The sequence below is a fragment of the Parageobacillus sp. KH3-4 genome (assembly GCF_022846435.1).
Classification (GTDB): domain Bacteria; phylum Bacillota; class Bacilli; order Bacillales; family Anoxybacillaceae; genus Parageobacillus; species Parageobacillus thermoglucosidasius_A.
In genome coordinates this window covers 976,975-1,000,461 of sequence record NZ_AP025627.1, presented here as the reverse complement: position 1 = coordinate 1,000,461, position 23,487 = coordinate 976,975, and the positions used below count along the sequence as shown (strand labels likewise).

The window sequence follows — 23,487 nt, the reverse complement described above, 5'->3', positions numbered from 1 at the left end:
AGAGCATGGACCGCGTCGCTATATATTTGCGGAAATCACGGGCCGATCTCGAAGCTGAGGCAAGAGGTGAAGGAGAAACGCTCGCGAAGCATAAAAAAATGCTTTTAAAAGTGGCGAAAGAAAAGAATTTGAACATCGTAAAAATTTTCGAGGAAGTCGTTTCTGGTGACAGTATTTTGCATCGGCCGCAAATGCTGCAGCTGCTACAGGAAGTCGGCGCTGGAAAATATGATGCTGTGCTTTGCGTTGACATTGATCGTCTTGGCCGCGGCGACAAGCAAGAACAAGGACTCATTGAAAAAACGTTTAAAGAATCAAATACAAAGATTATCACCTTGCGCAAAACGTATGATTTAAACGACGAATTCGATGAAGAATACATGGAATTTGAAACGTTTATGGCCCGGAAAGAATATAAAATCATCAAACGGCGTTTGCAACGTTCTCGCATTCAAAGCGTGGAGGAAGGCAACTACATTGGCACATATCCACCGTTTGGATACACCATCAAAGATTTAGGTAAAAATGGCCGCACCCTTGAACCTCATCCAGAACAAGCTCCGATTGTCAAAATGATTTTTGAATGGTATACGCATGATAATCCGGCCATCCGCATGGGTACCGCCGCCATAGCCAATAAATTAAATGAACTTGGCTATCGGACCGCAACCGGAAAGCTATGGTATAGCAGCGCTGTTTTGAATATTATAAAAAATGCCGTTTACGCTGGACGAATTCAATGGAAAAAGCGACAACAAAAGCCATCAGCCGTTCCAGGCAAAAGAAGAGATACCCGGACCAGAAACAAGGACGAATGGATCGACGTTCCAGGAAAGCATGAACCAATTATAAGCGAAGAATTATATCAAAAGGCACAAGATATTTTAAAAAGCCGCTACCACGTTCCGTACCAACTCGTAAATGGGATAACAAACCCTCTTGCCGGGATCGTTAAATGCGGCAAATGCGGCGCATCAATGGTGTATAGGCCGTACACAAATCAAAAACCGCATTTAAAATGCTATAACAACCCTCGCTGCGATAATAAAGCCTCTAACTTCGAATTAGTGGAAAAAAGACTTATTGACTCGTTACGGCTGTGGTTAGAGGCATATAAAGCAAACTGGGAAAGCTATCGCCCGGAAGAGGATGAGACAAATACAATAGAATTGAAACAAGCCGCGATAAAACGATTGGAACGAGAGTTAATTGAAACACAAAAGCAAAAATGGAATTTGCATGACCTTCTTGAACGTGGGATCTATGACGAAAAAACCTTTATCGAACGCTCTAATTATTTGGCTGACAAAATAGACGAACTGGAAAGAGCTCTTGCCAAAGCACAAGAAGAATTAGCCCTTGAAAAAGAACGAGAACAGGCAAAAGTGGAAATCATCCCGCAAGTGGAACATGTCCTGGAACTGTATGATAAAACCGATGATCCGAAACTAAAGAATAGCCTTCTCAAATCTGTTCTTGAAAAAGCTGTATATCGTAAGGAAAAGTATCAGTGGAGAGACGAGTTTACTTTGATTATTTATCCTAAACTTCCTAAATAATCATTGACTTTTTAATTAAAAAGAAATTAATTTAAATAAATTATAATAATATGTACGCATTTCGCATACACTTTACTACAAAGTATACAGGAATACTTGTTGGAACAATAACGAGAATACTGAAAAATAACCGGGATACCCCCATATCCCGGCGTATAAGGCGGCAAGGTATCTTCCTATTTGTCTTTAAAATAGGTAAGCCAAACAGCAACAAGTGTTCCAAATTGAATAAATGTGTTAATTGTATAGAGGATTAAATAGTATACATTTCCCCAATCCAACCTTTTTATCACCTCTTTTCAAATAGAGGTTTACACCTTGCCGCCGTACTACATTTTATTTTGTAATAGTTTTATTTAGAACCTCATCTAAAAAATAAACAGAACCCTTTTTGGTTCTGTTTTTAATTTGTATGTAAAAAACAGATAACATGTGAAAGGAAACGAAATCAGCCTAATCGATGTCCTGAAATCGGAAGGGAACGATATCGTCGACGAAATTCAGCTCAATATGGAACTGGAGCAAGTGAAAAAATATATCGACGTCTTGGATGAGCGGGAAAAAGAAGTGATTATTAGCCGATTTGGCCTTGATATGCAGCAGGAAAAAACGCAGCGCGAGATCGCGAAAGAGCTCGGCATCTCCAGAAGCTATGTGTCACGCATCGAAAAGCGCGCATTGATGAAAATGTTCCATGAGTTTTATCGGAATGAAAAGGAAAAACGAAGATAGACTAATTACCTTCGCATGAAGTTCGTGTTCCTCAGACCGGAAATTTGCCGTCCGCTTCCTTCAGATTCTGATTCACCGCGGACACTCTTGCGTTAAGCTAGATGCTGCTTCTGTCTCGCAGTTTGGGACTTTCACCCTTGGACTGCACCTGTTCCGGGCGCACTAAAAAAAGTTGTCCGGAATTCTCCGGACAACTTTTTTATAAACTAAATTTTCTTACTGCTTGTTCAAGTTTTTCTGATATTTTCCCTAACAATTCCGTCGAAGCGGCGATTTCTTCCATTGCTTTCATTTGCTTTTCCACAGATTCCACGACTTTCATAGCGTTTGATGCAGCCTCTTTCGTCAAGAAGGACGATTGCTCAACGGAAGCGGAAATTTGTTCAGATCCAGCAGCCATTTCCTCCGTAATCGCAGAAACTTCTTGAATCTCATTATTGGATTGGTGAACTGCATGAAAAATAGATCGGAACACTTCCCCTACTTTATGGACAGCTTTTGTTCCTTTTTCAACTTCTTGGGTCCCCGACTCCATTTCATGAACCGCGTCTTTCGCCATGATTTGGAACTGTTGAATCAATTCGGCAATTTTTTGTGCCGAATGCTTTGCTTGCTCAGCAAGCTTTCTCACTTCGTTGGCAACGACGGCAAAGCCTTTTCCATGCTCGCCAGCTCGTGCCGCTTCAATGTTTGCATTTAGCGCAAGCAAGTTAGTCTGTTCAGAAATCTCCGTAATGGTCGTAAGAATTTGTTCAACTTCTTCAATCCGGTTGCCTAACTCCGTGATTTTAATGGATGCTTCCATAACAGCCTGCCTCATGTCATCAATTTGCTTTATTGCTTTCTCAATTTCTTCGTTTCCTCTTTCCACTTGTTTCATTACATCATTTGATGATTCCGCAATAAGAAACGATGACTCGGCAATTTTTTGAACGCCAATAGCCATTTCCTCAATCGCATTAGCTGTTTCATTCATGCTTGTCTCCTGCTGTTGTGCGCTGGAAGACACTGTTCTAATCGCCATTGTAATTTGCTCGCTGGAATGTTTGGCGCTCCCAATGTTTTGCCTTAATGCTTTAAAGGTTTCCAGCATTTCATATGTACTTTTCGTAATATCTGTCACCATCTCACGCATTCCCGCCATCATTTGCTTAAAGGATTGAGATAGACTAGCAATCTCATCTTTCCCATGTATTCGTATTTTCCCTAATAGATTTTGTGCTTCGTTCAACTCCCCTGAGGCGATTTTTTCAGCCACTTCGTTTAACGCCTCTAGAGATTTTAATCGTCTACGAACGTAGAAAAAGGAAATACCGCTAATAAGCCCAATTCCCAGCACAAATAAAAATATAAATATCATCAATTGTTCTTTTACTACTTTTTGCTGAATCAAACCAACCTTTTTTGCGTCAATATCCACCCCGAGAATCCCGATTACTTTTCCGTTATTCTTGATCGGAGCAAAGGCAGAGATATAATCTCCATATTCGGAATCATGCAGAATTTTCGTGCTGTTTGTACCTCCTTTTAACACGGGAAACACGTCATCATAAGTTGTGGTACTAGTCAGTTGTCCAAGTTCAGACGCGACATTCGATCCTTTCGGTTGTCCATCAATTAAAACTTTTGGGTGCTTTTCTTGTTCGTCAACTTCTAACGTATAAACGTAAAGCGCTCCCGTTTTCTCTCTTAAATCATTTAATTCATTTCGCAGATCCCAATATGTATCGTTTTCTGACTTTTCCTCTAAAAATTTTTGATACTCTCCAACATCCATTTGTTTCACAATATTTTTTGCAGTTTCAATGCTGTATGAGGAAATGGTATTTTCTACAGAACGTTTCATCATTTCCCAAAATAGAACAACACTAAAAGTTAATAAAATAATCATTAAACTAACAATTAACAAAGAGATTTTCATACTTAAACTTTGAAATTTTGTTTTCATAAAAATCCTCCCTTGTGATATAAAGTAGCGCATTTACATCCATATATCGTTATCAAAAAAAATTTTTATAATTTTTTACAAAAAATTTATATCATAGATGATGTCGCAAAACTAGAGTAAAATAAAATTAATAAAAATGTTTCATGAATTTTATCGGAATGAAAAAGAAAAAAGACGATAGCATAATTAGCCCCTTGAGATCATGCTTGGAATCTCAAGGGGCTTCCATTAGTTTTGCCAATTCACTATAATTTTTCCAGTTGTATTCGTTGGTGTCGTGTAAACATGATTGGAACCGCTTTCCCAAATGGCATTACCTTGGCTGTCTTTTTTAATAAACTTAAACTCAATTGTCTTTCCTTCTGGGACACTGACATCTATATACCATGTAGGATAGGAGTAAACCACTTGATTGAACATTGGACCGATTGCCTTACTAGTGTCCCAGTTGCCGAGCTCATATACATTGCCAACAATGTATATATTTTGCCCTAGATTGGTAGTAGCGTTATTAACAACAAACCGCACTGAGACTTGGTCATTTGTTAATACTTCAAAGTTATCATAAGCCGCACTCGTTTGACCGCTTGATGATTGGACGGTAATATTATATTTTCCTGCTGATACATTTGGCACAGCCACAACGATTTGATTGTTAGACCAAGACACGATATTGGCAGCTGTCGTTCCGAACTTCACAGTGCCCATATTTGTTCCAAATCCTTCACCATCAATGGTTACTTGATGACCGACTTGCCCCATCATCGGTCCAACATGACCAATAATTGGCGCGCTTTCTGCTGCACTGTATGCCCATACGCCAACTTCCCCTGGTCCTAAGTCAAATGCATTAACTGCTCCATTTGAACCGACTTGAATTGTGTTTCCGTCTAAAAGGCCGCCAAGCTGATCCGTATACGTTCCTGCCGGTAAAGCTGTAAATAAGCCAGTAATTGAGTAATTGCTGCTTGAACTACGATTAACGGCAACTAACACAACATCTTTGCCAAACTGTCGCTCATACACATACACATCGCCATTGATCCAACGCTGTTCCGTATCACCATAGGCTAGCGCCGGATTGTTTCGTCGGAGAGAAGATAGCTTTTGAATCACTTGATACGCGCGAGTATTTTTATTGAATGAGCCCATCATCTTACGATTGTTGGGATCGCCGTTACCGGTCATGTATTGCTCTGTACCATAGTAAATATTCGGTACACCACGGGATGTCAATAATACAGCAAGTGCCATATCCACCTTGCGCCGATCTCCTCCGTCAATCATAAACCGATCCATATCATGGTTGTCTATGAATGTCACTTGATCGAGAACCTCGTCATATGCTGATGCTGTATCTTGAATCATTTGATGAAAACCATACCAATTATCGCTGTTATTGCGCAGTACTTGACGAAGTTTTTGTCCGAAACGAAAATCGAGCAAACTCATTCCACTTTCATTGGCAAAGTCATGATTGTTCGCATCCACTTCATTTTCTGACAAAAACCACTCCCCAAACGTAAAGACAGGACGATAGTTATCAATCTCATCCATCAGAGATTTTTGCCATCCAAACGGCATGTGCTTCACCGCATCCATACGGATACCATCAATTCCCATATCTATCCACATTTTTACCGCATCTTTTAAATACCTATCAATAACAGGGTTCTGATGGTTAAGGTCCGCCAAGTCAAACAGATTTCGATAAATCCCATCCTCTAAATTTGAGAACGTTGTGCCGCCATTATGATGGAAATAGCCATTTGTATCATTGGTATAACCGCCAATGAATGTACCGTTATCATACAGACGGCCGTTTTCCATATAAGAAGGATCAGTTTCTGAGGCAGGAGAAGTATGGTTGGGAGCAAAGTCAATAATTACCTTTATTCCTTTTGCATGTGCGGCATCAACTAAACGTTGGAAATCACTGAGGGTACCAAAAAAAGGATTTGGCTTTTTAAAATCGCGCGCCCAATAACCGTGGTAGGATGTGGAACCGCTTGCATCATTCATCACAGAAAATACATTTTCTACAGGCTGAGAAATCCAGATCGCTGTCACCCCCATATCTGTTAAATATCCATCGTTAATTTTATTGATGATACCTTGCCAGTCTCCACCGCAATACTTGCGTAAATTCGTACATCCTGAACTAAATAATGCTCCACTTGGATTATTGGATGTATTTCCATCGACAAATCGATCCACTACAATTTGATAGACAACATCCGATGTAAAGTTTACCTTATTAAGATTTCCAGCTGCTGCAACGGTGACTTTCTGCGTATCAGACATCATAAACATTGCGCTGAATACAAGTGACATGCTGAAAATCAATGAAAGCCATCTTTTCATTTAGTTATCCCCCTTCAATAATAGGTCTTAAAATTGTGCAATACTACGAACAACCTCACCTCCCGCATAATAAAAAACCCGGCATATCAATAAAGATACGCCGGGGTTGTGTTTCCATCTGGTCAATGAAAACAAGCATTGCCCTCATATTGTCATGAATAACAATGATAATAATATACCTTTATCATATTTAGTCTATTTATTCTTGTCAAGACGGTAAGTAATAAGAAGATAAAAAAGGAGTAAGAATTATTATCTCGTCTGAATTATTATGATTTATAACGACGAATTCGATGAAGAGTACATGGAATTCAAAACGTTCATGGCTCGTAAAGAATGCAAAATCACCAAACACCGTTTGCAACGATTTAGTGTTCAAAGCATTGAAGAAAGCAATTGTTATCAGAACATACCCACCTTTGGGTAATATCATGAAAAATTTAAACTAAGTGTTCGTACACTTGGGCTTCAGGCAGAAACAAAAATAGAATCTTCATGGCTTTTTAAAACGTGGAGTATACGATGAAAAAAGCTTTATCGAATTCTCCAACTGCCCAGCTGACCAAATAGATCAACTGGAAAAAGCTCTCGCAAGAACGCAAGAAGAACTAGCCCTTGAAAAAGAACGAGACTAGGCAAAAGTGAAAATCATCCCGCAAGTGAAGCACGTCCCAAAAAAAGTGCATGATCAAACCGATAATCCAAAGTTAAAAAACAGCCTTCTCAAATCTGTACTTGAAAAGGTTGTGTATCAAAAAAATATCAGTGGAGCGATGAGTTTACTTTGATTATTTATCCTAAACTGCCGAAATAAATGCAAGTTTGCATTTAACGCAAGCAAGTTGTTCAGAAATCTCCGTAATGGTCGCAAGCATTTGTTCAATCTCTTCAATCCGGTTGCCTATGGAATACATTCGTAAATAAATTACTGGTAATGATTTCTTTAATAGTCTTAGTATTTGTTTTCATGTTCACCATCTGATTTGAATGTTGATTGTTCTATAAAATGGGGATATGCTCCCATTTATAGCTTAAATTTATGAACTACTTCTTGCAATTCTTCTGCCATCGTTGCGAGCATTTTTGCTGAAGAAGTAATTTCCTCCATCGAAGCTAGTTGTTCCTCTGTAGAAGCTGCTACTTCTTCAGATGTCGCCGCGTTTTCTTTTGCTATTGCTGTAAGCTTATTCGCTGTGGATGTTATTTCTTGTACTCCTGCCGACACTTGTTGAGTGATTGCAGAAATCTCCTCCATTTGTGGTGAAATATCTTTCATATTTTGGACGATTTGTGCAAATTTTTCAGATGTTTCTTTCGATATCTCAAGACCATTCTCTACGTTCTGTGTAACTTCCGTCATTAATTTAACAGAATTTTCTGTTTCATTTTGGATTTTCAGAATTAATTCGGCTATTTGCTTTGCTGATGTCTGAGATTGTTCAGCAAGTTTTCGTACTTCATCGGCTACGACCGCAAATCCTTTTCCATGCTCTCCCGCTCTTGCTGCTTCAATTGCCGCATTTAAAGCAAGAAGGTTCGTTTGATCTGCAATTCCACTAATCACATCAAGAATTTGGCTAATTTCTTTTGAACATTCATATAAAGACCTAACCATTTTATCAGTCTCTATAACCGATTTATAGATTGAATTCATTTGATCAACTGTACGTACAACAGAATCTCCGCCATCTTCAGCTTGGTGAGTAGTTTGTTTTGCAAGTTCTGTAACCTGATTAGAACTATCAGCAATACGGATAATCCCTTGTGCAATTTCTTCTAAAGAAGTAGAATTTCGCTCAATGCCATTCATTTGCGTTTCAGCTCCACTTGCTACTTGTTGAATCACAGAAGCGACTTGTTCCGTTGCAGCTGTTGTCTGATCTGCACTTGCTGTTAATTCCTCTGAAGATGCTGCTACTTGTTCTGCAGCGTTTCTTACTTGACCAACGACATTTCGTAAGTTTAAAATCATTTCATTCATTGATTGAGCTAATTGACCAATCTCATCTTTGGATTTTGTTTCAAGTAACTCTGCAGACAAATCTCCTTCTGCTACCGTTTTCATACGATCTACTACTTGGAAAATTGGTTTTACAATCATGTTAGAAATGACAATGGCAACCCCTAAGCCAATGATGATAGAGATAATAGAAAGAATTAGGATAAATAGCTGCGCTCCTTGTGCTTCTTTTGTGTTTAATTGGTTAAATTTTATTAAACTAAAAATTGATACGATGATTAATAAAAAATTGATCACTAAAAATCCACTAATGATCTTTAACCGAAGGCTTTTCATCATTGAACCTCCACTCTTGTTTTTTCTTTCAGCTCTTTTAGTTGTTCTAAATGAATAACATCATCACTACTTAACAATTTTGTTACATCTAATAGAATTAAAATTTGATTAATACAAAAGCGTTGGAGATTTTGGAAGTCAATCGCTTGACTTACTATTATCACCAAATAGAAAAGTCTAGAAGGAAACAGTAGGTGTGGGACACCCAGCACACTGCTATTCTCTGACCACAACTGGCGAAAAAAGTGCCAGACGAACAAATCAAAGAATGGCTATCGGAGCTTGGAATAAGCGAAGGATTTGCCTATGAATGCCGAAGTTGACGATCCAATTGAAAAGAAACTTGGACCGCAATTCATCTCGCATGCCTTTGAAGCTGCCTGTGAGAGATTTCCAATCGAATATGAACGGATCCCAGCGCGGCCGCCGAATAGGAATTCGCATATTGAAGCGTTCCATCGTTTATTGGAGGAGGAATGTCTAGGGAAAGTTTGACAGCTATGAAGAGGCCTATTAAGCTGTGATGGGGTATATGTCGTTTTATAACGAACCGAAGATTCATTCGAGTATTCTCGATCTTCCGCCGCATGAATTTTACAAAAGAGCGAAGACGGAAATGTTAATGATGAAAGAAGTTTGAGTATAAGTCAAGAGGGATTGGATCTTTCTTGCCAAGAAAAAACGAGCAATTTAAGAATAACCTAAAATTAAGCAGGATGTGTCCAAAAGCCGATCTTACCAATTACTATACCACATACAAAATACAGATAACATTTTATAGTGTGAATGAAATCAGCCTAATCGACGTCCTGAAATCGGAAGGGAACGATATCGTCGACGAAATTCAGCTCAATATGGAACTGGAGCAAGTGAAAAAATATACCGACGTCTTGAATGAGCGGGAAAAAGAAACGATTATTAGCCGATTTGGCCTCGATATGCAGCAGGAAAAAACGCAGCGCGAGATCGCGAAAGAGCTCGGCATCTCCAGAAGCTATGTATCACGCATCGAAAAGCGCGCTTTGATGAAAATGTTCCATGAGTTTTATCGGAATGAAAAGAAAAAACGGAGATAAACGCAACAAAAACGGGGCAATCGCGAATGACTGTCCCGTTTTTGTCATATTACGCTTTTTATTTCACCGCATTTTATTATTCAATTTAATTTTGCGCTTCCACGCTTACTTCCGCCGTTATGATCAACGCTATCGATGCAGTAATCACAATCCCCATCACGATGGCGAACATCCCTTAATTCCTCCCTTATCATCTTTCTATCTATTTTTATTTTACATGGGAGAACAGGCGGTTTCTTCGTGCGGTTTTGAACAATTTATGAAATTCAACCACTAATAAGCAAAACGCTCCACATACTCGTAAATCGCTTTTTCATCAAAGCAAAAAACCTGCCTTTTCAGCAAGAAAAGGCAGGCTTATTCATCCGCTTCCCGCAATAAGCGGATATATTGGATCGCGCGGCGAAAAAAAGAAAACGAGCCGATTAACAATATCACAATAAGGCAAAGCAAATACACCTTTTTCTCCGGCGCCATTGTAGGAAGAAGCGTGCCAATGTACAAAAAAACGCTTAACGCTAGCAACACACCGGCAAACATTTTGTAATCGTCAGCTTTTTCTTTCCACTGTCGCTTTTGCCGTTCCATCATATCCCCCACTTTCCATCCTTCACTGTACCATATGAAACAGAAAATGTGGGGATGTAATTTTAACCATGCAACGCTTGTACCAAATCTTCGATTAAATCTTCGACATCCTCCAGTCCGACAGAAATGCGGATCAATCCATCGGTAATGCCTAATTGCTCGCGGCGCTCTTTCGGAATGGACGCGTGCGTCATTTTCGCCGGAAGCGAGATTAAACTTTCTACCGCTCCCAGACTTTCCGCAAGCGTAAAATAGCAGACGCGGCTTAACACCTGCTCGGCTTTTTCCGCGCTTCCGACATCAAAAGAGACCATGCCGCCAAATCCGCGCATTTGTTTTTTGGCAATCTCATAGTTTGGATGTGTTTCCAACCCCGGATAATACACTTTTTGAACGGCTGGATGGCTCGCTAAAAACTCGACGATTTTTCTCGTGTTTTCTTCATGCTCCTCCATGCGCACCCCAAGCGTTTTGATGCCGCGCATAAGCAGCCATGAATCTTGCGGACCGAGAATTCCTCCGGTAGAGTTTTGCAGAAAGTGCAGCCTTTCTGCTAATTCTTCCGAATTGACAACCGCTAAACCAGCAACGACATCGCTATGGCCGCCTAAATATTTCGTCGCACTATGGACAACGATGTCAGCGCCGAGAGCAATCGGCGTTTGCCAATACGGAGTGCTGAACGTGTTGTCAACGATTGTAAGCAAGCCATGCTCTTTGGCGATGGCAGAAGCTGCTTGAATGTCAGTAATTTTTAAGAGCGGATTGGTCGGCGTCTCAATGTAAAGCGCTTTTGTATTCGACCGAATATGTTTTTCGATGTTAGAAAGATCGCTTGTGTCCACAAAAGTCGACTCAAGCCCTAGGCGGTTTAGCACTTTTGTCATGACGCGATACGTGCCGCCATACACATCGTCCGTTAAAATGACATGGTCGCCGCTGTTAAACAGCATCATAACCGCCGTAATCGCCGCCATTCCCGAGGCGAACGCAAAACCGGCATATCCTTCTTCTAAATCTTTTATCAGCTCTTCTAACGCGTGGCGGGTTGGGTTGCCAGTACGTGAATATTCAAAGCCTTTATGGCCGCCGATTCCTTCTTGTTTATACGTGCTGACTTGATAAATCGGAACAGAAACCGCTCCCGTATGCGGATCACCTGAAATGCCGCCGTGAATCAGTTTTGTTTTTCGTCTCATTTAAATCCCACCTTCATAAATTTTTTTGCTTAAATACCGCTCGCTGCTGTCCGGAAAAATGACGATGATATTCGTTCCCGGTTTTGCCTTTTCCGCCTCGAGCAATGCGGCATGAAACGCGGCGCCGGAAGAACTGCCGACGAGCAATCCTTCTTTGGCAGCAAGCTCTTTGACGCGGCGGAACGCATCTTCATCACGGATCGTATGAATCGCATCAAAGTAGCTTGGATCCATATAATCCGGCAAAAATTCCATGCCGATTCCTTCTGTTTTATGCGGTCCCGGCTCTCCGCCGTTTAAAATCGACCCTTCTGGCTCGACAATGACCGTTTTAATGTTCGGGTTTTTTTCTTTTAAAAACATGGCTGTTCCCATAAACGTTCCGCCTGAACCGGCTCCGGCGACAAAGATGTCGATTTGTCCGTCAAGGTCTTCCCATAGTTCTGGGCCGAGCGTCTTATAATACGTTCTTGGGTTGGCAGGATTTGCAAATTGCTGCGGGCAATACGAGTTGGGGATTTCCCGGGCGAGCTCTTGCGCCTTGCGAATCGCTCCTTGCATTCCTTCGCTCGTCGGTGTATGGACAATTGTTGCACCGAGCGCTCTCATAATTTGCTGCTTTTCAATGCTGAATTTTTCGGGAACGCAAAAAATGACTTTAATGTTTTTGCCGATCGCTGCCAACGCCAGTCCGATCCCAGTGTTTCCCGCTGTCGGTTCAATGATCGTTCCGCCTTCCTTTAATTTTCCTGTTTCTAATGCGTCGCGCAATAACTCTTGTCCAAGCCGGTCTTTAATGCTGCCTCCCGGGTTGAAATATTCCAATTTCGCAAATACGCGGACACCTTTTGGCAACGGAAATCGGGTGATCTCCATCACCGGCGTATGGCCAATCAAGTCATGGACACTTTTTGCTGCTTTCATACCGTCACTCCATTCTTTCCAACATAGAACGAGGAAGGAATTCCTTCCTCGATTATTTCTGCAACGAAGATACTATGGATAACACTAAATCGGCAGAATGTTTGGCGGCGGTATCTAAAAATTGCTCAAATGATACGTCAGATTCTTTGCCAGCAATATCCGATAACGCCCGAATGATGACAAACGGAACGGCAAACTGCGTGCATACTTGGGCAATCGCCGCCGCTTCCATTTCCGCTGCGCATAACTCTGGAAATTTGCTGCGCACAAATTCCACGCGCGCCGGATCGCTCATAAACGAATCGCCGGTCGCAATAAGCCCTTTTACTACTTGAATATCCTTGATTTGTTTTGCGTTTTGCTCGGCGATCTTTACTAATGTTGCGTCCGCTTTATAACGCGCCGGCATCCCCGGAACTTGGCCGTATTCATAGCCAAACGCTGTCACGTCGACATCATGATGTACGACTTCGGTGGAAATGACGACGTCTCCGACATTTAGCGTAGATAAAAAGCCGCCCGCTGAACCGGTGTTAATGACATAATTCGGACGAAATCGTTCCAACAAAATCGCTGTTGCCATTGCTGCGTTTACTTTGCCGATTCCCGATTTTAATAAAATGACGTCGGCACCGTTTAATCGCCCTAATGAAAACTCGCAATTGGCGATGATCGTTTCTTTCCGCTCTTCCATTTTGTCACGCAAAATCGCCACTTCTTCTTCCATTGCCCCGATAATTGCTATTTTCATTTGTCTCCCTCTTTCTATTTTTACTGTTTTACGGCTTCCATCACCCATACAAACGCATTCTTTTGCGTAAACGTGACAGTAAATCCATTTTCTTCAAATAGTTTTGTCAGCACATCCAGCGTCGTATAATACTCGCGTTCTAGGTCATCTGCCAAACTATGAAATCCGCGCTCCCTTGCCTCTTCTACCGCACGCTGAAATGTTTGGTGATCGCGAAACGCCGTATCGGCAAACACTATTTTATCACCTTTATTTAATAGCTTGCCATACTTGGCGATTGCTTTTCGTTTTTCCTCATCGGTGAGATGGTGAAATGCATAAGTGCTGGCAATGGTGTCAACCGGCTCAGAAGGTAGAGGAAATTGTAAAAAATCCCCATCGACAATCGATACTTTGTCTCCCAGCTTTTCAAGCGCTTTTTTCCGCATCGATTCAGATGGCTCAATGCCATATACCGTTTTTCCATGCTCCAACAGCTTCTTCGTTAAGTTCCCCGTTCCAACGCCGAACTCAAGCACAACACTTTTCGCCTTGCTGGCAACCGTATTCAAAATATCTTCATAATTCGCAAACACTTCGCGATATTCTTCATCATATCCTCTAACAGATTGATCATAAGAATCTGCCCATGCTTCAAACAAATCAAGAAATTCTCTTCCCATGGTGTCACGCTCCATAATTTTTATAATTCCTATGTACATACTATGTTTTTTGTTTTAAATCTGTTCTCAATGTATCATAAGTTTTTATTTTCTTCAACGAAAACAATTGTTTTACTCCGCGGAAATTTGCTACACTTGGCGGTGGAAAGGAGGCATGGCGGATTATGAATATTTCCCTTGATCTGATTGAAGATAAAATCGAATTTTTTGAAGCGGATGATTTGCAAACATTAGAGAAAAAAATTAATGAACAAATTGAGCATAATAAAGCGCTTTTACTTCACGTCCACCACGTTTCCCACCAAATGCATGTCGCGGAAAACGGGAAGCGGTTTTACAGCGCGGTCGTTCACTTTAAAGCGAAAAAATAAGCGGATTCCCTGGGAAAAGGAAATCCGCTTATTTTCTTAATTTCTGCACTTTCGTCGGCTTCCATCCTTGGTTTTCCACCCATTCAATATATACTTTGTAATATTGCGCTTTGTCTTTTGTAGAGATCGTCGCGACAGCTTTGTTCGGCCCATTGTTGCCGATAAACCACACGATCATATCAGATTGGGAAAGACCGGTTGCATAACTGACGGCATCTAACATTTCCTTCCAATCGACAGAATTTTTCTTAAACTGAGTGACATGAGGTTCAGATTGAGTGGTGCCAATCGGTTGCCATGCAGGATTGACAATTTCTTTTTCTATATTCGATCCAGGGGCCCCCGGGGTCTCGATCACTTCTTGCTCTTCTTCGCTCGTTTCTTCCTGATCTGTTTGCTCGTTCTCTTCGTCATTCTCATGTTGTTCATTAATCTCTACTTCTACTTTTTTTTCGTCACTATCTTTTTTGACTTCTGTCTTTGGCTGTGGTTTTGCTGCCTGCTCGTCCGGTCGGTCGCCATCGGAAAACAAATTCCACGCAACGACGATAATGAGCAACACTACTACAGCAATCGCTGCATTGAGAATGCGATTGATTTTGCGGCGCTTTGCCCGCTGCGCAAAGCGCGGTCCCATTTCTTTGGCCAACCGTTTCGTCCCTCCTTCGTATCCCTGTGTTTATTGTATCATGACGATCCTCCCCTAATAAACTGTTTCGTCGTTATCGTTCATTTCTGTCCCGATGATCAAATTCATATATTTTCTGAACAAGATCATAAAACACATCGTTTGCCACCGTCTGCGTGCCAAGGCTATCTAACTCTACGACAACGAGCGCGTATCTTGGCGCATCTGCAGGAAAATAGCCGGCAAACCATTTATTGATCAGCTCTTGGTGATGGGACATTTTCCCGGTTTCTGCCGTGCCCGATTTTCCGGCTACTTCATACGGAAGAGGCTGAAATTGGCGCCCTGTGCCACGTTCATCGGTAACGACCTTCCGCAATAATTGCTGCAGTTTTTCAACAGTGGCAGGAGAAATCGGCTGTTCGTCAGAAAACGGCTGTTCCGGAAACGTAAAAAAGGTGGCGCCGTTTTTATATAAAATTTTACTTACCGCCCTCACTTGCTTTGCCTCGCCGTTTCGCGCAATTGTTGCCATCATATTGGCAACCGCCAGCGGCGATACACGCACATCTTTTTGCCCGATCGACGTTTGCGCCACCGCAAGCGGTATACGCTTATCATTTTCATCGTGCCAGATCGTTCCCTTTCTCTCTTCTGGGAATTGCTTAAAATTTTCTTCATGATATACGTCGCCTTGCCATCCTGAAAGCGGGTATAATCCAAGCTTTTTTGCATATATTTCAAAAATGTCAGGATCCTGTTGAACAAGCTTTTTTCCAAGCGTCGCGAAAGCGTTGTTGCAGCTTGCGGCAAAGCTTTCATCAAATCCCAACATTCCGTAAGAATGAGCATCATCAGGCGTCACTCCGTCTATTTTTTTACTGCAATCAAACGTTGTTTGCCTAGAAGCGATTCCTGTTTCTATCGCGGCCGCCGCAATCACCGTTTTAAATATCGATCCGGGGATTTGCGGCAAAATCATTTGGTTTTCCGCTCCGCGATTTTTGTACGGGTTGTGCGGATCCATATCGGGGCGGCTAACCATGGCAAGCACGCTATTCGTCTTTATATCCAGCAAGACAATGCCGCCTTTTTTCAAGCGGTGCTTTTGCACAACCGTTTCCGCAATCTGCTGCAAATCACGATCGATCGTCGTTTTTACGGAAACGGGATAAAACGGATTGCCGGGGTCGCTATACTTCACGTTAATCCCAAATAAAGGCCCTCCTTCTGCATCAACATGATATAACAGCTTCGTCTCCCCTTCCGGAATTAAAAATTCGTCAAACGCCTTTTGCAACCCATGAATTCCTACTTCAACATGGGGCGAAAGAGGACGCTTCGGATAACGGGAGCGCAAAAGGCGGGCGTCTTCGCGTGTAAAACCAATTAAATGCGGCGCATATGTCCTCTTTAACGGACGCTGTTTTTTTACGGCAAACACGCCCGGAATATGCAGCTGATTAATTTTTTCCATTTGTTCTTCTGTTAAGGCAAATGGAGCGCCGTTTGCTGTAAAAATAAACGGTTCTTTCGCTTGTTTCAGCTGATCGATAATGCTCTGAGGAGAGATATCGAGAATGGCTGCCACTTTTTCGACGGGCCACTCCATCGCCTTTAAAAATGGGAACAAAATAAGCGAGGGGGTATATTCTTTCGTCAATGGCTTCCCGTGCCGATCAACAAATGTTCCCCGCCCGTCATCAATGACCATCTCTTGCGTCCGCTGCGCTACGCTTGCTTCGATCAAGTTAACGTTTTGTTTAGAAAACGACTCTGTGCTAATTAGCTGGACTTGAACAAGCCGGGCGATAAGAAGGAAAATTCCGATTTGAATCATCGAAAGTATCACGATTGCTCTTTTTTTCCACATAAAAAACACCTCATCTTCATTTTCGACGAGGTGTTTTATTTTAAACCTATTTTACCGCGACAATTTTTACAAGCATTTCGCCTCCCGGCGTTTGCACCGTAACTTCTTCCCCGACTCTTCTGCCAAGAAGCGATTTCGCAATTGGAGAGTCGTTAGAAATTTTCCCTTCAAACGGATCGGCTTCAGCGCTGCCGACAATCGTATACGTCTCTTCTTCTCCATCTGGAAGTTCAATAAACGTAACGGATTTTCCAAGCGAAACAACGTCTGGGTTTTCCGTGTCCTCCTCGATAATAATCGCGTTGCGAATCATGTTTTCAAGTGTTTGGATGCGCGCTTCGACAAATGCTTGTTCGTCTTTTGCGGCGTCGTACTCGGAGTTTTCCGATAAGTCGCCAAATCCGCGCGCGATTTTAATGCGTTCTACTACTTCTTTTCGCTTGACTGTTTTTAAATACTCGAGTTCTTGTTCCAGTTTCTCTTTCCCTTCTTTTGTCATCGGGTATTGCTTTTCGTTTGCCATTATGCTCACTCCTCTATATATTTTTCCTTCTTATTTTCATTGTGGTATGTAAAACGTACGAACAACGAGGAAAGTTGTCGTACGTTTACTTGTTATATTATTTATATTGTTTCGTTTATGTTATTATAAAATCGATTTTTGTTCAAGAATTGCGCGAATTTTTGTAACCATTAAATCAATGGCGACACGATTTTGGCCGCCTTCTGGAATAATGATGTCTGCGTAGCGCTTCGTCGGCTCCACAAATTGATTATGCATGGGGCGAACGACGGAAACGTACTGCTCGATCACCGACTCCAGCGTACGGCCGCGCTCATTAATGTCGCGGAGCAGGCGCCGAATAATGCGAATGTCGGCGTCGGTATCCACATATACTTTAATATCCATTAAATTGCGCAGCCGTTCATCCTCCAATACAAGTATCCCTTCTAAAATAATAACATCTTTTGGCTCAACGTGAATCACTTTATCCGATCTCGTATGGAGCTTGTAATCATAAACCGGCTTTTCGATCGGCTCATACCGTAATAATTTGTGAACATGTTCAATCAACAGATCGTTATCGAACGCAAGCGGATGGTCATAATTCGTCCGCAGCCGCTCTTCAAACGGCAGATGGCTTTGGTCTTTATAGTAAAAATCTTGTTCAAGCACTAAAATCGAGTGGCCGCCAAAATGCTCATAAATCGCCCTTGCCACGCTCGTTTTTCCCGAGCCGGACCCGCCGGCAACGCCGATGACAACAGGCTTCTTCCCCATGTCAGTTCTCCTTTCTCATCATGTTGTATGGGAAGACTTCGCGCTCCACTTTAAACTTGACAATTTGCAATGGATGGCGTGCTGCATCTAATTCGTTTCCATCTTCGTCCCAAATTTTCTCCACTACTTGTGTGAAATTTTCAATTTCCGGTCCGAAAAATTCCACTTCATCTCCCGGTTTAAAAAAGTTTCGTTGCTGCAATGTGACCATTTTTGTTTCTTTATCATAATCGAGCACAAGACCAGCAAATTCGTGCGTCGTTTTTCGACTATGAGAACCGTACATATGATCTTGATAGCCCGGTATTCCCGTAAAGAAAGATGGAGCGGTATCGCGGTTGGCGCATTTATCAAGCTCTTTAATCCATTCTTCGCGAATCGTGAAATTGTCTGGGTCGGCGCAATAAGCATCGATCACTTTACGATAAACTCCGACTACCGTCGCGACATAATGGATCGATTTCATCCGCCCTTCGATTTTTAGGCTGTCGATGCCCAATTCAATCATGGTTGGAATCGCGCGAATCAAATTCAAATCTTTCGCGCTCATCGCAAACGGGGCGTCGTTTTCATCAAACAACGGTATTTCTTTATCTCCTTTTAATTGATATAAATCGTAATCCCATCGGCATGATTGGCAGCATCCTCCGCGGTTGGAATCGCGTGCCGTCATATGGTTGCTTAATACACAGCGCCCGGAATAAGCGGAACACATCGCGCCATGGATAAACGCTTCAATTTCAATATCAACTTTCTCTTTAATTTCTCGAATTTCTTCCGCACTTGTTTCGCGCGCGAGCACCACGCGTTCCAACCCTTCTTCTTTCCAAAATTGAACCGCTTTCCAGTTTGCCATCGACTGCTGCGTGCTTAAATGCACTTCTAATTTCGGCGCCACCCGGCGCGCCGTTTCGATAATAAGCGGATCAGCGACAATAATGCCGTGAACGCCGGCTTGTTCTAGCGCGCGCAAATATTCTTCGAGCCCGGGAATGTTTTCGTTATGTGCATAAATGTTGGCTGTCACATACACTTTTGCGCCATATTGATTCGCAAAGCGCACTCCTTCTGCGATTTCTTCGAGCGTAAAATTGTCAGCGTTGGCGCGCAAGCTATATTCTTGTCCGCCGAGAAATACCGCATCCGCCCCGTAATGCACGGCGATTTTCAGCTTTTCCAAATTGCCGGCCGGAGCGAGAAGCTCGGGCTTTTTCACGATGACGCGCTTGCCGTTGATGATCTCGGAAATTTTGTCGTTTTTTAACAGCATCCGACTACTCCTCCTTTTCTCGGTATATTAGTAAACCGTTTCCTTAAAGAAAAATCCGGTATCCAACGGACGATGTTTTGGTTGGATCGCTTCGATTTTCGCTAGCAGCTCATCCTTTTCTTCCTCATATTGCTTGCGGTTTTCGGCACATAAGTCAATGGCGCGACGGTATAGTTTCGTCACTTCCGTAATATAGCCAGGCTCGTGCAATACACCGTCAATTTTGAAGCTGTCGATGCCGGCGTCCACCATTTCGCTAAGCTCATCGATGATGCAAATATCGTTCGGGCTCATAATATGCGTGCCGTTTTCGTCTTCGAAAATCGGATATTTACTGTCGCGCTCTTTATCATACAGAAACATGCCTTTTTCATATTTTTTCCGTTCGATTTCCATTACTTTTCCTTGATATTCAAAATAATTTCCAATTAAAGAGCGTTTTGATTGATACATGCAAGTCATCCCGTGCACTTGCACTTCGATTTCTACTTCGGCATGCTCTTTAATTTCTAAAATCGCCTCCATATTTAATTCGCGGGCGAGGACAGCGCGCTTCGCTCCTTTGCGTCCCCAATAATTGCACGTATACCAGTTTGTCGCTGTTGTTTCCGGATTCCAATGCAGTTTCATATGCGGCGCCACTTCGCGCACGGTCATTAAAACCGCCGGATCGCCAAAGACGATCGCATCCACGCCAGTATCAGCGAGAAACGCTATATAATCGCCAAGTTCGTCCACTTTGTCGTTATGGAAAATCGCGTTCATCGCAACATATAATTTGAGGCCATATTGCCGCGCTATCTCGGCCGCCTCTTTGACATCCGCGCGGGAAAATTCTCCTGCCAGGCGCAGACCGTAGCGTTGCTCGCCGATGATGACCGCGTCAGCGCCGGCATTGGCTAAATCATGTATATGGGAAACGCTCGTCGGCGTCACTAACAGTTCCGGTTTTTTCATCGTTTTTCACCTCGTTTTCGTGATATGGCGATCCCATCGCCGATCGGCAGAATGACCGTTTCATAATCCGTTCGCCCGATCAGCCATTCGTTGTAGCGGCGAATTTTCGACACTAACTGGCGAATCCGCTTATTTTCAATCGGTTCTTCCGTTGCGACAAGCCCTTTGAATAATACGTTATCTGTAATAATAATGCCGCTTTCCTTCAACAATGGCTCATACATTTGAAAAAAACGCTGATATTGTCCTTTCGCCGCGTCGATAAAAATGACATCAAACGGGGCGTATTTCGCGACATCGTTGTATACATTCAGCGCATCACCGAAAATCACGCGAATTTGTCCGCTTGTCCCCGTTTTGCTTATATAAAAAAGCGCGCGTTCATACCGCTCGCGATCACGCTCAATCGTAACGATATTCGCATCGGGAAGCGCTTTTGCCATGCGAATGGCGGAATAGCCAATAGCAGAGCCAATTTCCAAAATCCGCTTCGGTTTAGCGATTTTTAACAATTGTAGCATCGTTTCGATTCCGGTAATCTCCATAATCGGAATATGATGTTGCTCTGCGTAACGCTCCATCTCTTTTATTTGCTCATCCCGTTCGGGAAGAAACTGTTCAATATAATGCGCTACTTCCTTTGAGACCAAAAGAGCTCCTCCTCGCAAAAATAAGAGTCACATAATGACTCTTATGGCAGGATGGTGATTGATAACTTTATATATACTACCATAAAATATACGAAATGCGAAATATTTTGTTTGTACCCCAGCGATTCATGCATTGCCCTATCGTTTCTCCATATATTTTTCTTTCTGGCGGTTATGTTCCTCTAACGTTTTTGTAAAAATGACCTCTCCCGCTGGCGTAGCCAGAAAATACAAATAATCGGTTTTCGCTGGTCTCAACGCCGCTTGAATCGACGTTTCCCCAGCGTTCGCAATTGGTCCAGGAGGAAGTCCTTTATGAATATACGTATTATATGGAGATTGGACCTCCAAATCTTTATAATAAACACGCTCTTTATGTTTTCCAAGCGCATATAAAACAGTAGGATCTGTCTGCAGCGGCATGCCGGTGCGGAGGCGGTTGTAAAATACGCTCGCAATTTTTTCCCGCTCCGCTTTTTTTGTTGCTTCTTCTTCAATTAAGGATGACATCGTTAAAAGCTGATGTGTCGTCATATTCATTTCGTTCCGATCGCGTTCATATTTTGCTAGCACTTTTTCTGTTTTTCTTAACATTGCTTCGATAATTTCCGGAATAGGCGGTTTTTTTTCATGGAATGAATAAGTGGCAGGAAACAAATAACCTTCTAGCGGGTATCGGATATTTTTATTTAAAATGTCTTTGGATAAAATAGACGGATATTTTTGAATAAGTTTTTCGATATATTTGCGGTCATTTAATTGTTGGAGCACTTCCTCTTTCTTATATCCCGTTTTCTTAGCAATAATCTCAGCAATTTGCGTAAGTTGCGTCCCTTCCGGAATAGTCAGCTTTAGCCCGCTTTTTTCCGTTACTTTCCCCGTCTTTAAAACAGCAATGATTTTTTCCATCGGCATCGACCGTTTTAACTCATATTCTCCCGCTTGAAAATCAACATGGTTTTTCAGCTTCACATAATAACGGAACACGAATGAACTTTTAATTAACCGTTTCTCTTCTAACATGTCGGCAATATCGTTCACGGAAGAGCCGATCGGTATCGACACGTGGATAGGAGTACGATCATCTGGATCAACGGGTTGTAACGCTGATTTTATATAGAAATAGCTTCCTGCTGCAATAGCGATACATGCGGTAAAAACAACGATGGAAACAATCAATACAATTTTTCGCACAATTTGTACATCTTTTTGAAAAAACTGGTGATTATCCATGGAAAACCTCCTCTCACTCGTGATATTATACTACAAATTTTCGTATTTTTCGCCATCTGTCTCCCCTTTTCCATAAAAAAAGATGGCCGATGATCAACGGCCATCTTTTCATTTTCTTACTCCACTTCTTCCTCTTGTTCGGCGCAGAACGTATTCCATACTTCTTCGATCATTTCCCATTCTTCCTCGGATTCAATCGGCAAAAGCTCTCCTTCTTGTTCCCCATCTCCGGGAATAAATGCCGACACGTGGACTTCCGTTTCTTCCTCCTCTTCAAATTCCGCGCCTACCGGATAATAAAACACATAAGACTTTCCAAAATCCTCTGATTCAAACGTAAACAATATTTCACATAATTGTTCATTGCCGTCTTCGTCGACAACGGTAATATGGCGATCTCCGTGTTCCATCTTCTTTTCTCCTCCATTTACTGTTTGCTGTCAAGATACGACTGTAAAATAACGACAGCCGCCATTTTATCAATCACTTTCCTTCTTTTTTTCCGGCTGACGTCAGCGGCAATTAACATCCGCTCCGCCACCATAGTGGACAACCGCTCGTCCCACAGTATGACAGGAAGCGAAAACTCGTGCTCAAGTACTTTTGCAAAGCGCTGGCTCGCCTCCGCGCGCGGTCCGACCGTGCCATTCATATTTTTCGGAAATCCAACGACGATCGTATCGACTTTGTATTCATCGATAATTTCGCGAAGCCGTTTTAAACCGTATTCTCCTTGTTCCTCGTCAATCGAAATCGTTTCAATTCCTTGCGCAGTCCAACCTAATTCATCGCTGACGGCCACCCCAAGCGTCTTTGTACCCAAATCAAGCCCCAATACACGCATACGTTAATCCTTTCGTTGCCCTTGTAAATAGAATTTCACTAATTCTTCAATTAATTCATCGCGCTCCACTTTGCGAATTAACGCTCGGGCATCTTTATAGCGAGGGATGTAAGCAGGGTCGCCAGATAATAAATAACCGACAATTTGATTAATCGGATTGTACCCTTTTTCTTGAAGAGCATCATACACCGTCAGCAGCACTTCACGAATGTTCGTCTCGGCCGGCTCCTCAGAAAAATGAAACTGCATTGTTTGGTCAAATGAGCTCACCGTCTCCACC

The 23,487-nt window shown here is 42.3% G+C and carries 21 protein-coding genes and 2 pseudogenes; 4 read left to right on the top strand and 19 right to left on the bottom strand.

Annotated features, from left to right (window positions below):
* Positions 1-5 precede the first annotated feature (5 nt).
* Together MWM02_RS05040 and MWM02_RS05035 are read left to right on the top strand one after the other, a co-directional pair.
* Positions 6-1,559, top strand: a complete 1,554-nt coding sequence (locus tag MWM02_RS05040; protein ID WP_244403076.1) for a recombinase family protein — start codon at positions 6-8, stop codon at positions 1,557-1,559.
* A 435-nt stretch (positions 1,560-1,994) separates the two neighbouring features.
* Positions 1,995-2,291, top strand: a pseudogene (locus tag MWM02_RS05035) (sigma-70 family RNA polymerase sigma factor); the annotation flags it as partial.
* Positions 2,292-2,490: 199 nt separating this feature from the next.
* Here MWM02_RS05035 and MWM02_RS05030 read toward each other — a convergent pair.
* The 3 genes from MWM02_RS05030 to MWM02_RS05020 all read right to left on the bottom strand — a co-directional run bounded on the left by MWM02_RS05030 (position 2,491) and on the right by MWM02_RS05020 (position 8,899).
* Positions 2,491-4,239 (bottom strand): methyl-accepting chemotaxis protein, encoded by a 1,749-nt coding sequence (locus MWM02_RS05030; RefSeq protein ID WP_244403075.1) that lies wholly within the window; start codon positions 4,237-4,239, stop codon positions 2,491-2,493.
* Positions 4,240-4,467: 228 nt separating this feature from the next.
* The gene (locus MWM02_RS05025) at positions 4,468-6,603 is read right to left on the bottom strand and encodes an alpha-amylase family glycosyl hydrolase (RefSeq protein ID WP_481861747.1); all 2,136 of its coding nucleotides are present in this window, start codon (positions 6,601-6,603) and stop codon (positions 4,468-4,470) included.
* A gap of 1,024 nt (positions 6,604-7,627) precedes the next feature.
* Positions 7,628-8,899 (bottom strand): methyl-accepting chemotaxis protein, encoded by a 1,272-nt coding sequence (locus tag MWM02_RS05020; RefSeq protein ID WP_244403074.1) that lies wholly within the window; start codon positions 8,897-8,899, stop codon positions 7,628-7,630.
* Between the two features lie 785 nt (positions 8,900-9,684).
* Here MWM02_RS05020 and MWM02_RS05015 point away from each other — a divergent pair.
* Positions 9,685-9,975 (top strand): annotated as a pseudogene (locus MWM02_RS05015) (sigma-70 family RNA polymerase sigma factor); the annotation flags it as partial.
* 357 nt (positions 9,976-10,332) lie between these two features.
* Here MWM02_RS05015 and MWM02_RS05010 read toward each other — a convergent pair.
* The 5 genes from MWM02_RS05010 to MWM02_RS04990 all read right to left on the bottom strand — a co-directional run bounded on the left by MWM02_RS05010 (position 10,333) and on the right by MWM02_RS04990 (position 14,099).
* A complete protein-coding gene (locus MWM02_RS05010; RefSeq protein WP_244403073.1) occupies positions 10,333-10,563 on the bottom strand; it encodes a YrhC family protein in 231 nt (76 codons plus the stop codon).
* A gap of 62 nt (positions 10,564-10,625) precedes the next feature.
* Positions 10,626-11,762, bottom strand: coding sequence for a bifunctional cystathionine gamma-lyase/homocysteine desulfhydrase (locus tag MWM02_RS05005; RefSeq protein WP_064549751.1), 1,137 nt, complete (start codon positions 11,760-11,762; stop codon positions 10,626-10,628).
* Positions 11,763-12,686, bottom strand: a complete 924-nt coding sequence (locus MWM02_RS05000; RefSeq protein WP_244403072.1) for a PLP-dependent cysteine synthase family protein — start codon at positions 12,684-12,686, stop codon at positions 11,763-11,765.
* A 52-nt stretch (positions 12,687-12,738) separates the two neighbouring features.
* On the bottom strand, positions 12,739-13,437 hold the full coding sequence (mtnN, locus tag MWM02_RS04995) for a 5'-methylthioadenosine/S-adenosylhomocysteine nucleosidase (RefSeq protein WP_244403071.1): 699 nt from the start codon (positions 13,435-13,437) through the stop codon (positions 12,739-12,741).
* 20 nt (positions 13,438-13,457) lie between these two features.
* Positions 13,458-14,099 carry a class I SAM-dependent methyltransferase gene (locus MWM02_RS04990; RefSeq protein WP_244403070.1) on the bottom strand — a complete coding sequence of 214 codons (642 nt, stop codon included), beginning with the start codon at positions 14,097-14,099 and terminating at the stop codon, positions 13,458-13,460.
* Positions 14,100-14,263: 164 nt separating this feature from the next.
* On the opposite strand from MWM02_RS04990, the gene MWM02_RS04985 reads away from it, so the two are divergent.
* Positions 14,264-14,470: a YrzA family protein gene (locus MWM02_RS04985; RefSeq protein WP_013400339.1), complete on the top strand. Its 207-nt coding sequence runs from the start codon at positions 14,264-14,266 to the stop codon at positions 14,468-14,470.
* Between the two features lie 28 nt (positions 14,471-14,498).
* Here MWM02_RS04985 and MWM02_RS04980 read toward each other — a convergent pair whose 3' ends face one another.
* From MWM02_RS04980 to MWM02_RS04930, 11 genes are all read right to left on the bottom strand, one after another.
* Positions 14,499-15,107: a YrrS family protein gene (locus MWM02_RS04980; protein WP_064550314.1), complete on the bottom strand. Its 609-nt coding sequence runs from the start codon at positions 15,105-15,107 to the stop codon at positions 14,499-14,501.
* Positions 15,108-15,192: 85 nt separating this feature from the next.
* Positions 15,193-16,971, bottom strand: a complete 1,779-nt coding sequence (locus MWM02_RS04975; protein WP_244403069.1) for a peptidoglycan D,D-transpeptidase FtsI family protein — start codon at positions 16,969-16,971, stop codon at positions 15,193-15,195.
* Positions 16,972-17,017: 46 nt separating this feature from the next.
* Positions 17,018-17,494, bottom strand: a complete 477-nt coding sequence (greA, locus tag MWM02_RS04970) for a transcription elongation factor GreA (RefSeq protein WP_003248973.1) — start codon at positions 17,492-17,494, stop codon at positions 17,018-17,020.
* A 123-nt stretch (positions 17,495-17,617) separates the two neighbouring features.
* Complete coding sequence (gene udk / locus MWM02_RS04965) at positions 17,618-18,253, bottom strand: uridine kinase (RefSeq protein WP_064549746.1); 636 nt, start codon at positions 18,251-18,253, stop codon at positions 17,618-17,620.
* A gap of 1 nt (position 18,254) precedes the next feature.
* Entirely contained in the window at positions 18,255-19,523 is a 1,269-nt protein-coding gene (locus MWM02_RS04960; RefSeq protein ID WP_064549745.1) for a peptidase U32 family protein, read from the bottom strand.
* A gap of 27 nt (positions 19,524-19,550) precedes the next feature.
* Complete coding sequence (locus MWM02_RS04955; protein WP_244403068.1) at positions 19,551-20,480, bottom strand: peptidase U32 family protein; 930 nt, start codon at positions 20,478-20,480, stop codon at positions 19,551-19,553.
* Complete coding sequence (locus MWM02_RS04950; protein ID WP_064549743.1) at positions 20,477-21,130, bottom strand: O-methyltransferase; 654 nt, start codon at positions 21,128-21,130, stop codon at positions 20,477-20,479. The genes MWM02_RS04955 and MWM02_RS04950 overlap by 4 nt, the downstream gene beginning before the upstream one ends.
* A gap of 138 nt (positions 21,131-21,268) precedes the next feature.
* A complete protein-coding gene (mltG, locus tag MWM02_RS04945; protein WP_244403067.1) occupies positions 21,269-22,363 on the bottom strand; it encodes an endolytic transglycosylase MltG in 1,095 nt (364 codons plus the stop codon).
* A 116-nt stretch (positions 22,364-22,479) separates the two neighbouring features.
* The gene (locus MWM02_RS04940) at positions 22,480-22,773 is read right to left on the bottom strand and encodes a DUF1292 domain-containing protein (RefSeq protein ID WP_064549741.1); all 294 of its coding nucleotides are present in this window, start codon (positions 22,771-22,773) and stop codon (positions 22,480-22,482) included.
* Between the two features lie 17 nt (positions 22,774-22,790).
* A complete protein-coding gene (gene ruvX, locus MWM02_RS04935; protein WP_064549740.1) occupies positions 22,791-23,207 on the bottom strand; it encodes a Holliday junction resolvase RuvX in 417 nt (138 codons plus the stop codon).
* A gap of 3 nt (positions 23,208-23,210) precedes the next feature.
* Positions 23,211-23,477 (bottom strand): IreB family regulatory phosphoprotein, encoded by a 267-nt coding sequence (locus MWM02_RS04930; RefSeq protein WP_244403066.1) that lies wholly within the window; start codon positions 23,475-23,477, stop codon positions 23,211-23,213.
* Positions 23,478-23,487 lie beyond the last annotated feature (10 nt).